This window comes from Mannheimia bovis, from assembly GCF_014541205.1.
GTDB lineage: Bacteria > Pseudomonadota > Gammaproteobacteria > Enterobacterales > Pasteurellaceae > Mannheimia > Mannheimia bovis.
Genome location: NZ_CP061280.1, coordinates 904,165 through 917,355 on the forward strand (window position 1 = coordinate 904,165; position 13,191 = coordinate 917,355).

Consider the following 13,191-nt stretch of genomic DNA (forward strand, 5'->3'; position numbering starts at 1 on the left):
GTAATAGGAAAAATTCTTATTTATATTTAATGATTTTTTTACCTGAGTGGGAGAACCAAAATGAAATTATTCACGAAAAGCCTTGTGATGGCGACAATTTCAATATTGGGGTGTTTACAACCGGCATTAGCTGAAGAAGCCAAAAAAGAATCTTTAACAGATAAAGCCGTTAAACATGAAAAATTAGGTGTAACGGTTGAGTCTGCAAACCACCTTTTTGCAGAGAAGTACCCGCTCCAATACAATTCTTGGAAAGCAACTTCTCAATCAACCGATCGTGGTAGTGCGTTAGAGTACGATCCTCGTTTTGTGATTTTATGGGCAGGTTATGCATTCTCTAAAGACTATAACAAACCACGCGGGCACTATTATGCGGTTACCGATGTGCGTGATATTTTGCGTACCGGAGCACCTAAAGATGAAAACGACGGTCCACAGCCTTCAGCTTGCTGGGCGTGTAAAGGTCCCGATGTTGCACGTTTAATTGAAGAAAAAGGCGAGCGTGGTTATTTTGATCCTAAATGGGCAAAATATGGTTCAGAAGTCGTAAACTCAATCGGTTGTGCAGACTGCCACGATACAGCTTCAGAAGAGTTCAAAGAAGGCAAAGCGGCACTTCGTGTTGCACGTCCTCACGTTTTGCGTGCTTTAAATACCATCGGTTGGAAATTTGAAGAGTTAGACAAACACGGTCAGCGTCCTGCAGTGTGTGCAAACTGCCACGTTGAGTACTACTTTAAAAATAAAACAGACGTAACCTTCCCTTGGAAAAACGGTATTGATGTGGATAGCATTGAAAAATACTATGATGAAATCAAATTTGCTGACTGGACACACGCTTTATCTAAAGCTCCAATGTTGAAAACTCAGCATCCTGACTTTGAAGTTTGGGCACAAGGTACTCACGGTAAAAATGGCGTAACCTGTGCAGATTGCCATATGCCTAAAGTGAAAGATAAAGACGGTAAAGTTTATACTGAACACAAAATTGGTAATCCATTCGATAATTTTGAAGCAAGTTGTAAAACTTGCCACGAGCAAAGTAAAGAAACATTACAAAAACGTGTAGCACAATATAAACACGATATCAGAGATGCAATGATTCGCTTAGAAGATCAATTAGTGAAAGCTCACTTTGAAGCGAAAGCAGCTTGGGATTCAGGTGCAACAGAAGAAGAGATGAAAAATATCTTAACTGCAATCCGCCACGCTCAATGGCGTTGGGACTACTCAGCAGCAGGGCACGGAAACCACTTCCACGCACCAGATGTAATGTTACGCACTATTGCAACAGGTCTTGAGCGTGCAGCAGATGCTCGTGCAGAGTTAGGTGTTGTATTAGCGAAACATAATGTAAGCACACCGGTTGCAATTCCTGATATTTCAACTAAAGAAAAAGCACAGCTTGCTATCGGTTTAGATATTCCTAAAGAAAAAGCGGCGAAAGATGAGTTCTTAAAAACAGTTGTGCCACAATGGGAAAAAGAAGCTCGTGCTAAAGGCTTATTGCCGGCAGAAGATGCACCAAAAGCAGATGCAAAATAATGTAGCTTGAGGTGAACTATGAAAAACTTAATGTCAAAAACAGGGCGAGCGATCGCCCTAGCACAAGCGGTCATATTTGCAGGTTTTTTTGCAATCTCCAGTGCAAATGCGGTGATGCCTGAACGTCCAAAACCACTTTGGCAATCAGAGCAGCCACAAACGCAAGAGAGCCAAGTTGTAACTGATGCAAGACGTGATCCAAACAAATATTGTACGCAGTGCCACGAATCAGCAAATGCAACGGGTAAACCTTTCCATCACGCAGGAAAACATTTCCAAAAAGAGGTGAAAAGCCCGAATACAGGCGAGCAACTTACTTGTGTGAGTTGCCACGGAAATATCTCTGAAAGCCATCGTAAAGGGGTAAAAGATGTAATGCGTTTTAACCCTCACGGCAAAGCAAGTAACCCAGATCTTGAGCGTTCTGTAAATGAGCAAAATCAAGTTTGTGTGGCTTGCCATACCCCGGAGAAATTGCGTGAAACATTCTGGGCTCACGACACACACGCAACGAAAATTACTTGTACGAACTGTCACGAGATTCACCCGGAAAAAGATCCGATGAAGGACATTCCTGAAAAAGATCGCATTAAACTTTGTACGGATTGTCATACCAAAATTCATTCAGGCGAATTTAAAAATCCTGAAATGAAAGCCACAGAAGCAAAAGGAACAAAATAATGACTTGCACCCGTAGAGATTTTGTCTCAGGGGCAGGTGCTATCGCAGTTGTGGCAAGTACAGGGCTTGCCACCTCTATAACTCTTGCTACTGAGAAAGAAAAAAAGAAAATCCGCTATGCGATGGTACACGATGAAACTGCTTGTATCGGTTGCACGGCTTGTATGGACGCTTGCCGTACCACTAATAACGTGCCTGAAGGTGTTTCTCGTTTAGAAATTATCCGTAGTGAGCCGTTTGGCGAATTCCCTAACGTACAATACGAATTCTTCCGTCAATCTTGCCAACATTGTACCAATGCCCCTTGTGTGAGTGTTTGCCCGACCGGTGCTTCATTCATCGACCCTGAAACAGGCATTGTTGATGTAAATGCAGATTTATGTGTAGGCTGTCAATATTGTATTGCGGTGTGTCCGTACCGTGTACGTTTCATTCACCCAGAGAAAAAATCCGCAGATAAATGTAACTTCTGCCGTGATACCAACTTGGCTGAAGGCAAACAACCGGCTTGTGTTGAGGCTTGTCCGACCAAAGCATTAACCTTCGGTGATATGAACGATCCAACCAGCGATATTTTCCACAAAGTGAAAAACAACCCTGTTTATCGCACGAAAACATCGCTCGGTACAGAGCCGAACTTGTATCACATTCCATTTGGTAAAGGAGAACATAGATAATGAATGAATATGTACCTTTCCAAACCCCAAACCTTGTTTGGGACGGCACCATCGCTATCTATTTATTCCTACTTGGTATTTCATCAGGTGCGGTACAGTTAGCGATTGCTTACCGTAATAGCGGTGTAAAAATCGAAAAACCAAGCCAAAACTGGATTATCCGCAGTGCGGCAATTCTTGGTACATTACCAACCATCATTGGTTTGTTGTTGCTAATTTTCCACTTGACCAAACCTTGGACATTCTGGAAATTAATGTTCAACTACAACTTTTCATCGGTAATGTCGATGGGGGTGATGTTATTCCAACTTTATATGGCAGTTCTCGTTGTTTGGATTGCAATTATGTTTAAAGATTGGTTAGCCTGCTTTATTAGTCGCTACCTACCAATGTTTAAATTTGCTTTAGGTTGGATCGATTTTGCCGAAGCAAAACTGTTAAAACCGATTGAATTTATCTTATTCGTGTTAGCGGCGGTATTAGGGGCTTACACAGGCTTCCTACTATCAGCCTTAGTCAGCTATCCGATGTTAAACAACCCTGTGTTACCGGCACTATTCTTAGCATCCGGTGCATCTTCTGGTATTGCGGCAACATTCCTTATGGTATTGATTGCAGGCAAATTATCGGGGGAAAGCCACGAAGTCCACTTTATGCACAAATTTGAAGTGCCGATTATGGTAACCGAATTAGGTTTAATTGTGGCATTCTTTGTGGGCTTACACTTCGGTGGGGCAGATAAATCACTTGCTTTAACAAATGCTCTGTCAGGTTTCTGGGGTAGCGTATTCTGGATCGGCGTAATGTTAATTGGTATCGCTATTCCATTAACGGCAAATATTTTTGGTAGCCACCGCTTGAAACACAACGTGAAATTTATTATCTTGATTTCCGTTTTCGACTTAATCGGTGTACTCTGTTTACGTTACTTTATCCTTTATGCAGGGCAGCTTACTGTTGCAAGCTAAAAGGAAAGTCTAATGAATGTAGGGGAGGGTTTTAACCCTCCCGTTTTATTCTAAACGCAGTCATCTTTGGATAATTTATGCTACCTGAACTAGGCTATTTTTCACTTTTATTGGCTGCGATTTCAGCGGTTTTTCAAATTGGTTTTTCACTCTGGGGAGAGCTACGCAAGCAATATCATTGGCTGGCGTTATCGCCTTTGTTTACTTATTTGCAAGCTGCTTTTACCACAATTTCCTTTTCCGCTTTAGCCTATGCTTTTTTGACAGATGACTTTTCGGTTATCTATGTCGCAGCCCATTCCAATAGCCAACTTCCTGATTTCTTTAAATTTGCTGCTACTTGGGGCGGACACGAAGGCTCAATGCTGTTTTGGCTTACCGCTCTTGTGCTTTGGTCTGCGGTATTTTGCAAATTTTCCCAAAAAATTGACCGCTTGTTTGCCAATCGAACTCTGGTAATGCTGGGGCTGATTTCGCTTGGTTTCCTGCTTTTCATTTTGTTAGTTTCTAGCCCGTTCGAGCGAGGTTTTCCACCACCACCGGAAGGGCGAGATCTCAATCCAATGTTGCAAGATATTGGTTTAATCTTCCACCCTCCGCTACTTTACTTAGGCTATGTAGGCTTTGCGGTGAGTTTTGCGATGATTGTAGCGGCATTAATTTCTGGTGGAATGGATGCGGCAGTAATGCGTTGGATTCGCCCGTGGACGATGATTTCGTGGGGATTTCTCACTGCAGGCATCATTTTAGGAGCTTGGTGGGCGTATTATGAACTCGGCTGGGGCGGCTGGTGGTTCTGGGATCCTGTCGAAAATGCCTCATTAATGCCTTGGTTATTAGGCACCGCATTAGTGCACAGTTTGATTGTGAGCCAACAACGAGGAGTGTTCTACTACTGGACAATTCTACTTGCAATCTTTGCTTTCGCCCTAAGTTTATTAGGCACATTTATTGTTCGCTCCGGGGTTCTAACCTCTGTTCACGCTTTTGCGGTTGATCCCGATAGAGGAATGGCAATTCTTATCCTCTTTTTTAGTCTCAGTTTTGTTGCTTTAGCTCTTTTCGCCTTTAGAGCCAATTTATGGCAAGGCAAAGTTCGTTTTGATTTGCTTTCGAAAGAAACGGCATTCCTACTGATTAACGGCTTATTTAGTGTAGCAGCTTGTGTCGTATTGTTAGGTACATTTTATCCGATGATCTTTACCATAATGAATTGGGGAGCGATCTCGGTTGGTGCTCCGTATTTCAATAGTGTTTTTGCTCCGCTTAGTTTACTGCTAATGGTAGTGATGGGATTTGCAGTAGTGCTACGCTGGAAACAGATCCCAATTAAACAGATTTTAGTAAAATTATGGTTATTCCCTGTGGCAGTAGGCTTGGCTCTTGGCATAATTTACACCTCTATTTCACAAAGACCGCATTTTGATTTCGTGCTACTGCCAATTGTGTTCATCAGTTTCGCGGTATGGATTATTTTAACCCATATCCCTTATTTGCCATTTATGTTCAAAATAAAACCGCTTGCAATGCGATTAGCCCACATCGGCTTTGCGATCTGCGTGATTGGAGCGATGATGAACAGCTATTATGGCGATGAAATCGGCGTGCGTTTAAAACCAAATGAACAGGCAGAATTAGCAGGTTTCACCTTCAAATATCAAGATTACCACGATCTAATTGGTCCAAATTACACCTCAGAACAAGCGGTATTTTCCATTAGTAAAGATGAAAAAGTGCTTGCAACAGTAACGCCGGAAAGACGTTATTATGATGTGCGTACGATGACGATGGCAGAGGTCGGGCTTTATCACCACTATTTAGACGATATTTACATTGTTATGGGCGATAAATTCGGTAATTTAGAATACGCTTTCCGCCTGCATTACAAGCCTTATGTGCAAGCTCTTTGGCTGGGTGGTATTATTATGATTATTGCCTCCATTTTGGCATTATTCGGCTATCGTAGAGAACATAAAAAATGAAAAAAGCACTGTTACTTATTCCTATTTTGATACTTGTAATGATTGTGGGCTTTCTTGCCGTGCCGTTAATGAATAAAGATGCACTTTCACCAACCGAAGATTGGCAGGGTAAGCCTTTCCCTGAATTTGTGGGCAAAAACTTACTTGATGGCAATGCTCATTTAAATAACAACAGCTTGCCTCAAGAGCCTTATATTCTCAATGTGTGGGCAAGCTGGTGTACTTGGTGCATTAAAGAATTTCCGATTTTGTTGGAACTCAAACAGCAAGGTGTGCCGATTGTCGGTTTAACCTATAGCGACCGCCCAAATGATGCTCTTAAAGCGTTACAAAACTGGGGAAATCCGTTTAGCTTGATTATTGATGATTACGAAAAAGGCTATTTAATTCAAACACTTAAAGTTTCATCAGCTCCATCGAGCTATTTAATTGATCGACACGGCGTGGTGCGTTATCAACAAAAAGGCTACAACCCGGATTTTGCCCAAGATTTTCTGCCACGATTAGAGGCACTTAGGAAGGAAAAATAGTGAATGATAAATAACCTATTTTCACTTTTGCAAAAAATTGCCAAAATTTTACCGCTTGCATTTGCGATGAGTGTTTGCATTAACACTGCCCAAGCAGATATGGTAGATACATTCCAATTCAAAAATGAAGCAGACCGAGTAAGGGCAATTTCACTTGCTCGCTCTTTACGTTGCTTACAATGCCAAAACCAAAATTTGGTGGAATCAAACGCAACTGCCGCCTATAACTTGCGGATTGAAGTGTATGAAATGGTAAATGAAGGCAAAAGTAATGAGGAAATTATCCGCATTATGACCGAACGTTTCGGCAATTTTGTGAATTACCAGCCACCGCTTACACCACAAACGTGGGTGCTCTGGGGCTTACCGGTTGGATTGTTCGGCTTATTGTTTATTGCGATTTTATGGCGAACTCGAAAAAATAGAACCAAATAAGAGTAAATTCAATGGAAACCCGTGATCAATTAAGCAGAGAAAATTATCAACAAGCGGTCAAATTTGCTCAATATTTTGCAGATGATGTGAAGCAAGAATATGAGCGTGAGGCAGAGCAGTGTTACCAATTTGAGAAGGCTCAATTTGAAAAAAGTGAGTTGCAAAATAACGTTAAAAATCGACCGCTTGTTAAAATGGCAATGCTTTCACTTATCGCAATTTTATTGTTAGGAACTGCTTACTATGCTTTCTCAGGGCGTTATCAAGTTGTACAAGAAGGCTTGAAAGTCCACAAAGATTTCCAGCAACAAGTAAGCGAGCAGCACGGCACATCAAAAAATGAACGCTACATTATCAGTCTACAAAATCAGCTAAGAGAAAATCCGAATAATGGAGACTTGTGGTATGAATTAGGGCAGGCTTATATGTTAAGCAATGACTTCGACTCTGCCTTAGTTTGCTACAGCAATGCCCAAAAACTACTTGGTAAAAAAGCCGCTATTTTAGGGGCAGTTGCTACCGCTCGTTATTACGATAACGGGCAGAAAATGACCACAGAAATTGATGCTATTATTGATGAAGCCTTGAGCTTAGATAAAAATGAAAGTGCCAGTTTGTTGCTACGAGCCTCAGATGGCTTTCTAAATAATAACTACCAGCAAGCACTTGATTACTGGAGAAAAGTGCTAGATAGCAACAATGATGCTATTAACCGCCGAGTGATTATTCAAAGTATGGAGATGGCGAGGCAGATGCTGGAAGGGCAAAAAGAAAAATAGATTCAGATCTTGAAGTGGGAAATTAAATTTATATAATCTTTTAAAGAGGTAAATTGTTTTAAGGAGAAAATATGAGTAATTTTTCAGAGAGAGAAATAGCACAAGTTGCATTGGGTGTGATCCAAAATAAAAGAAAAATAACTACGACAGAATTAATTAGAGAACTTGAGGAATTGATGAATCCTACCGGTAATGATGCTGATATTTTATGTGGTAGAAATGACAGTAAATTTTCCCAAAAAGTTAGGAATCTGGTTTCGCACAAAAATATCCGGTTATATGAAAATCCAAATATAAACATATCGGAAGAGAATGGAATTACTGTTTTTTATTGGGTTGGATTATAAATTAACTCTTAGAGCTATGGTAATAGCTTTATTTTCTAAAGATAAGGTGGGTTTTACCCCACCTTTATTCATTTATTGCAAAATCACATAGAAATTTGCCCCATCACGCACAATATTAAGTGCAACCACAGATGGTTTCGCATCTAAAATTTTGCGTAAATCAGCAATATTTTCAACAGAGTGGCGGTTTATGCCAATAATAATGTCGCCTTTTTTCAAGCTACGCATTTCAGCAATAGAGCCTTTTTCCACATTTGAAATTTCAACACCTTTCATTCCTTTTGAACTATAGTTGTTAAACTCCGCTCCTTTTAATGAAGGAATGACGTTTTCTGCAGTGGTTTTAGCTTCTGAATCTGATTGTAGGGTAACTTTTGCCTTGTCTTCTTTGCCATCACGCAAGTAGGTGAGTTCAATCTCTTTACCTACGCCTGAAGTAGCAACTTTGGCTCGTAATTCACTGAAACTACGGATTTTTTGACCGTTGATTTCAGTAATTACATCGCCAGCTTTAAAGCCTGCTTTAGCTGCGGCAGAATCAGGTAATACTTCGCTGATAAATGCACCTTGCTGGGTAGAAATATTAAACTCTTTGGCTAAATCGGCATTTAATTCTCCGCCTTTAATACCTAACATTCCACGTTTTACTTCACCGAATTCAATAATTTGGCTTACAAGGTTGTTTGCCATATTACTTGGGATTGCAAAAGCAATACCTGCATTACCGCCACTAGGAGAGATAATCGCAGTATTGATACCGATTAATTCTCCTTTTAAGTTAATCAACGGACCGCCTGAGTTACCTTGATTGACTGCTGCATCGGTTTGGATATAGTTTTCATAACCTTCATCTGATTTGCCTGTTGAGCGACCAAGTGCAGAAACAATGCCTGATGTTACCGTTTGCCCTAAACCAAATGGATTACCGATTGCGACTGTAAAATCGCCCACTTGTAATTTATCGGAATCAGCAAATTTAATTTCAGTTAAGTTTTTCGGATTTTCAATCTGGATTAAGGCTACGTCTGAAAGTGGATCACTTCCGACTAATTTCGCATTAAATTCACGTCCATCTTCCAGTTTTACTGTCATTTTATCTGCATTATCAATAACGTGATTATTTGTGATGATATAGCCTTTTTCTGCATTAATGATAACGCCTGAACCTACACCACGAAAGTTACGAGGTGCTGATTGACGATCACCAAAGAAATCCGCATTCGGACCGAAGAAAAATTCAAATTCGGGTGGGATATCACGAGTGCGGCGAGAATCGCCTTTTGTTTTGCCTTCAACTGCAATGCTTACTACAGCAGGGCGAACTTTTTCTAACATCGGTGCTAAGCTAGGCACTGCCTGACCATCCACTTGAGTGGGTAATGCTGCTTGTGCCACCATTGGCATTGCTAAGATGCTTGAGCCTAAAACTAATGCGGTTAAAAATGATTTTTTGAGTGTTTTATTCATATTGTGTATGTTCCTTATATCCTATGTTTTTATAATCTACGAGTGAAATCACTCGTGTTTACTAAGACAATCCCTTTTTTTGTCAGTTCATCAATTTGCAAAATTTTTCTAAAATCGAACCGCTTGTAAACCAAAGTTTTGTCAGCTTATTAAAAGTTTTTTGACATTCTCTTAAATTTAATAGACCATACATCACTTTTATTAATTTGAGTCCTATTTTGATGTCTAAAACGGAAAATTTGGTTGAAGTAAAGAACTTAACCTTCAAAAGAGGGGAGAGGGTGATTTATGACAATCTCAATTTGCAAGTGCAAAAGGGTAAAGTAACTGCCATTATGGGTCCGTCCGGCATTGGTAAAACGACCTTATTACGCTTAATTGGCGGGCAAATTTTACCCGAGTCGGGAGAAATTTTGTTTGATGGCAGAGATATTTGTAAAGCCAACAATAAAGAACTTTACGAAATTCGTCAGCGAATGGGAATGTTGTTTCAATCAGGTGCATTGTTTACCGATCTTTCTACCTTTGACAATGTAGCTTTCCCAATTCGAGAACATACGCGTTTACCTGAAGAACTCATTAGAAAATTAGTGTTGTTGAAACTTGAAGCGGTTGGGCTTCGAGGTGCGGCAAATTTAATGCCTTCCGAGTTATCAGGCGGTATGGCTCGTCGAGCAGCACTTGCTCGTGCGATTGCACTTGATCCTGATCTGATTATGTATGATGAGCCTTTCACAGGGCAAGATCCGATTAGTATGGGTGTGATTGTGGAGTTGATCAAAGAGCTAAATCAAGCATTAAATCTCACCTCTATTGTGGTATCTCACGATGTGAAAGAAGTGTTAAGTATCGCTGATTATGCCTATATTGTGGCGGATAAACGTATTATTGCGGAAGGCACACCGGAAATGTTGTTAGAAAGCCAAGATCCGCAAGTTGTGCAATTTTTATCGGGTAAAGCAGACGGTCCTGTGCGTTTCCACTATCCGGCAAAAGAGTATACAGAGGAGCTATTTAATGGTTAGTTTTATTAGCTCAATCGGGGCTTTTGTGATTAATTTTATCCGTACCTTAGGGCGTTCAGCCTTTATGTTGTGGGGAGCATTAATCGGTAAGCCTGAATTTAGAAAACATACGCCGTTGCTGATTAAGCAACTTTATGTACTCGGTGTGCAATCTCTCTTAATCATTATGCTTTCGGGCTTATTTATCGGTATGGTATTAGGCTTACAAGGCTATGTGGTGTTGGTGGATTTTGCTGCGGAAAGCAGTCTAGGCACATTGGTTTCTCTCTCATTATTACGAGAACTCGGACCTGTAGTTACCGCATTATTATTCGCAGGGCGTGCCGGTTCGGCATTAACTGCAGAGATCGGCTTAATGAAGGCGACAGAACAACTTTCCAGCCTTGAAATGATGGCGGTTGATCCACTCAGACGTATTATTGCCCCTCGTTTTTGGGCTGGTGTGATCTCAATGCCGATTTTGGCAGCCATTTTTACCGCTATTGGTATTTGGGGGGGCTCACTTGTCGGGGTAGATTGGAAAGGTGTTGATGGCGGTAGTTTCTGGTCTGTAATGCAAAATTCTGTTAATGCCAGCGATTTAATCAATGGCTTTATTAAAAGCGTGATTTTCGCTTTTGCTGTAGTGTGGATCGCATTATTTAACGGCTATGATTGTGTGCCAACTTCAGAAGGGATTAGCCAATCGACGACAAAAACTGTGGTAAATGCTTCACTTGTGATTTTGGGATTAGATTTTATTTTAACTGCGATTATGTTCGGCGGTTGATTTTAGGAAAAGGAACAGACAATGCGTCAATCAATTAAATATGAATTCTGGGTAGGTTTATTTGTACTGCTTGGCTTAGGGGCTTTAGTCTTTTTAGGATTGAGAGTAGCAAACGTACAAGGCCTCTCTAGTGAGAAAACTTACACTCTTTACGCAACTTTTGATAATATTGGTGGACTAAAGGTTCGTGCACCAATTAAAGTTGGAGGCGTGGTAGTAGGTCGAGTGGCAGATATTTCCCTTGATAGTAAAACCTATACACCGAAAGTAGCCTTAGCAGTAAATGAGAATTTTAACCAAATTCCGGATACCAGCTCACTCTCAATTAAAACCTCCGGTTTATTAGGCGAACAATATGTTGCGTTAAATGTCGGCTTTGTGATGGAAGGCGAAACCGCAATGATGAAAGACGGCGATACCTTTGTGGATACCAATTCCGCTATGGTATTAGAAGATTTAATCGGTCAGTTCTTATATGGCGATAAAAAGTCAGATAAAACTGAAGATGAAAAAACAAGTGACTCTGCAGAACCAAAAGCAGAGTAATTTAAGTAACAAGCACCTCTAATTAGAGTTTTGGAGATTATCAATAATGTTAAAAAACATTAAAAAAATTATCGTAACAGGTTTAGTAGCAGTTTCCGCATTATTCTCAACTACAGCATTTGCAGAAACCAGCCCTTATGTATTAATGCAGCAAACAGCAGATAAATTATTTGGCAATATCAAAGCAAATCAAAGCAAAATCAAAGCAAATCCTGAATATTTGCGTACTATCGTGCGTAACGATTTAATGCCGCACGTTCACGTCAAATATGCAGGTCAATTAGTGTTAGGTAAAAATTTAGCTTCTGCAACCGATGCACAAAAAGAAGCATTTTTTGCTGCTTTTGGTCAATTTGTTGAGCAATCTTATGCACAAGTATTAACTCAATACCAAGATCAAACCGTTCAAATTGAAAGCCCGAAATCAGTAGATGGCAAATCAATTGTAAGCATTCGTGTAAACGTATTGGCAAACGGTGCTGCACAGCCGATTAAATTAGATTTTAAATGGCGTAAAAACAGCAAAAGCGGTGAATGGCAAGCCTACGATATGGCTGCTGAAGGCGTGAGTATGGTGGCAACCAAACAAAACGAATGGGCAGGTGTAATTCGTCAAAAAGGCATTGATGCTTTAACGGCACAAGTTGCTCAATCTGCAAAACAACCGATTACATTAAAATAAGTAGTTTAGTTATGCCTCAAAAAACATTACAATGGGACATTCAGCAAAACAATGAAAGTCTATTTGTGAAACTGTCGGGCGAATTAACTCGTGACACGTTGCTTCCGTTATGGAAGCAACGTGCTTCTTTTTTATCTATTAAAGGTAATCAAACGTTATATTGGGATTTAAAAGAGATTACTCGGGTGGATTCTGCCGGTTTTACATTACTTGCTGAATTATTAAATCATTACCATAAAATTACACCAAACAGTTTAATTAATACGCCAAATTCTGTGAGAACGTTAGCAGAACTTTATGATTTAGACGGTTGGTTTGAACAATTTATTATTTAAATAATTAGGATTTATAATGACCCCATCACAAATTGAAGAAATTTTAAAACAAAACCTAACCGATGTAGCCGAAGTTCACGCACAAGGCGAAAATGCCCACTTTGGTGTAATTGTAGTGAGTGATAGTATTGCCACACTTTCAAAAGTAAAACAACAACAAGCGGTTTATGCTCCCTTAGCAGATTATTTCACCACAAATGAAATTCACGCATTGACCATCAAAGTGTTCAGTACAGAAAAATGGAAAACTGAGCGTTTATTGAATATGGTGGGTTAATACCAAGTTTTACAAGCGGTTAAAAAATAATATTTTTTGCAAATTTCTAGTAAAAATTATTCACAATCCTTTGTAAGGATTGTGCACAGCTTCGCTACGATTGGCAAAGCCATAGTTCAAAAACGATGATTTTTGCGACCGCTTAT

At 40.1% G+C, this 13,191-nt stretch carries 16 protein-coding genes; 15 read left to right on the forward strand and 1 reads right to left on the reverse strand.

What is annotated here, in order from left to right; all coding sequences use genetic code 11:
* Positions 1–60: 60 nt before the first annotated feature.
* The 9 genes from nrfA (at position 61) to ICJ55_RS04670 (ending at position 7,944) form a co-directional block, all read left to right on the forward strand.
* A complete protein-coding gene (nrfA, locus tag ICJ55_RS04630; protein WP_188157512.1) occupies positions 61–1,545 on the forward strand; it encodes an ammonia-forming nitrite reductase cytochrome c552 subunit in 1,485 nt (494 codons plus the stop codon).
* Positions 1,546–1,563: 18 nt separating this feature from the next.
* The gene (gene nrfB / locus ICJ55_RS04635) at positions 1,564–2,226 is read left to right on the forward strand and encodes a cytochrome c nitrite reductase pentaheme subunit (protein ID WP_188157513.1); all 663 of its coding nucleotides are present in this window, start codon (positions 1,564–1,566) and stop codon (positions 2,224–2,226) included.
* On the forward strand, positions 2,226–2,903 hold the full coding sequence (gene nrfC, locus ICJ55_RS04640; RefSeq protein ID WP_188157514.1) for a cytochrome c nitrite reductase Fe-S protein: 678 nt from the start codon (positions 2,226–2,228) through the stop codon (positions 2,901–2,903). The genes nrfB and nrfC overlap by 1 nt, the downstream gene beginning before the upstream one ends.
* The gene (gene nrfD / locus ICJ55_RS04645; protein ID WP_188157515.1) at positions 2,903–3,871 is read left to right on the forward strand and encodes a cytochrome c nitrite reductase subunit NrfD; all 969 of its coding nucleotides are present in this window, start codon (positions 2,903–2,905) and stop codon (positions 3,869–3,871) included. Before nrfC ends, nrfD begins: the two co-directional genes overlap by 1 nt.
* A gap of 77 nt (positions 3,872–3,948) precedes the next feature.
* The gene (gene nrfE / locus ICJ55_RS04650; protein ID WP_188157516.1) at positions 3,949–5,853 is read left to right on the forward strand and encodes a heme lyase NrfEFG subunit NrfE; all 1,905 of its coding nucleotides are present in this window, start codon (positions 3,949–3,951) and stop codon (positions 5,851–5,853) included.
* Positions 5,850–6,383 carry a redoxin family protein gene (locus tag ICJ55_RS04655; RefSeq protein ID WP_188157517.1) on the forward strand — a complete coding sequence of 178 codons (534 nt, stop codon included), beginning with the start codon at positions 5,850–5,852 and terminating at the stop codon, positions 6,381–6,383. The genes nrfE and ICJ55_RS04655 overlap by 4 nt, the downstream gene beginning before the upstream one ends.
* Positions 6,384–6,386: 3 nt before the next feature.
* Positions 6,387–6,818: a heme lyase NrfEFG subunit NrfF gene (nrfF, locus tag ICJ55_RS04660; protein WP_188157518.1), complete on the forward strand. Its 432-nt coding sequence runs from the start codon at positions 6,387–6,389 to the stop codon at positions 6,816–6,818.
* Between the two features lie 11 nt (positions 6,819–6,829).
* Positions 6,830–7,597: a TPR domain-containing protein gene (locus ICJ55_RS04665; RefSeq protein ID WP_188157519.1), complete on the forward strand. Its 768-nt coding sequence runs from the start codon at positions 6,830–6,832 to the stop codon at positions 7,595–7,597.
* A 71-nt stretch (positions 7,598–7,668) separates the two neighbouring features.
* Positions 7,669–7,944, forward strand: coding sequence for a hypothetical protein (locus ICJ55_RS04670; protein WP_188157520.1), 276 nt, complete (start codon positions 7,669–7,671; stop codon positions 7,942–7,944).
* Positions 7,945–8,016: 72 nt separating this feature from the next.
* Here ICJ55_RS04670 and ICJ55_RS04675 read toward each other — a convergent pair whose 3' ends face one another.
* Positions 8,017–9,411, reverse strand: coding sequence for a Do family serine endopeptidase (locus ICJ55_RS04675; protein ID WP_188157521.1), 1,395 nt, complete (start codon positions 9,409–9,411; stop codon positions 8,017–8,019).
* Positions 9,412–9,632: 221 nt separating this feature from the next.
* Between ICJ55_RS04675 and mlaF the strand changes: the two genes are divergently transcribed.
* Genes mlaF through ICJ55_RS04705 form a run of 6 tightly spaced genes read left to right on the forward strand, consistent with a single transcriptional unit; the run spans position 9,633 to position 13,045 of the window.
* On the forward strand, positions 9,633–10,436 hold the full coding sequence (mlaF, locus tag ICJ55_RS04680) for a phospholipid ABC transporter ATP-binding protein MlaF (protein ID WP_188157522.1): 804 nt from the start codon (positions 9,633–9,635) through the stop codon (positions 10,434–10,436).
* Positions 10,429–11,205, forward strand: a complete 777-nt coding sequence (gene mlaE, locus ICJ55_RS04685) for a lipid asymmetry maintenance ABC transporter permease subunit MlaE (protein WP_188157523.1) — start codon at positions 10,429–10,431, stop codon at positions 11,203–11,205. Before mlaF ends, mlaE begins: the two co-directional genes overlap by 8 nt.
* 21 nt (positions 11,206–11,226) lie before the next feature.
* Entirely contained in the window at positions 11,227–11,751 is a 525-nt protein-coding gene (mlaD, locus tag ICJ55_RS04690; protein ID WP_188157524.1) for an outer membrane lipid asymmetry maintenance protein MlaD, read from the forward strand.
* A gap of 46 nt (positions 11,752–11,797) precedes the next feature.
* The gene (gene mlaC, locus ICJ55_RS04695) at positions 11,798–12,433 is read left to right on the forward strand and encodes a phospholipid-binding protein MlaC (RefSeq protein ID WP_188157525.1); all 636 of its coding nucleotides are present in this window, start codon (positions 11,798–11,800) and stop codon (positions 12,431–12,433) included.
* Positions 12,434–12,444: 11 nt separating this feature from the next.
* Positions 12,445–12,768: an STAS domain-containing protein gene (locus ICJ55_RS04700; RefSeq protein ID WP_188157526.1), complete on the forward strand. Its 324-nt coding sequence runs from the start codon at positions 12,445–12,447 to the stop codon at positions 12,766–12,768.
* 16 nt (positions 12,769–12,784) lie between these two features.
* Positions 12,785–13,045 carry a BolA family protein gene (locus tag ICJ55_RS04705; protein WP_188157527.1) on the forward strand — a complete coding sequence of 87 codons (261 nt, stop codon included), beginning with the start codon at positions 12,785–12,787 and terminating at the stop codon, positions 13,043–13,045.
* Positions 13,046–13,191 lie beyond the last annotated feature (146 nt).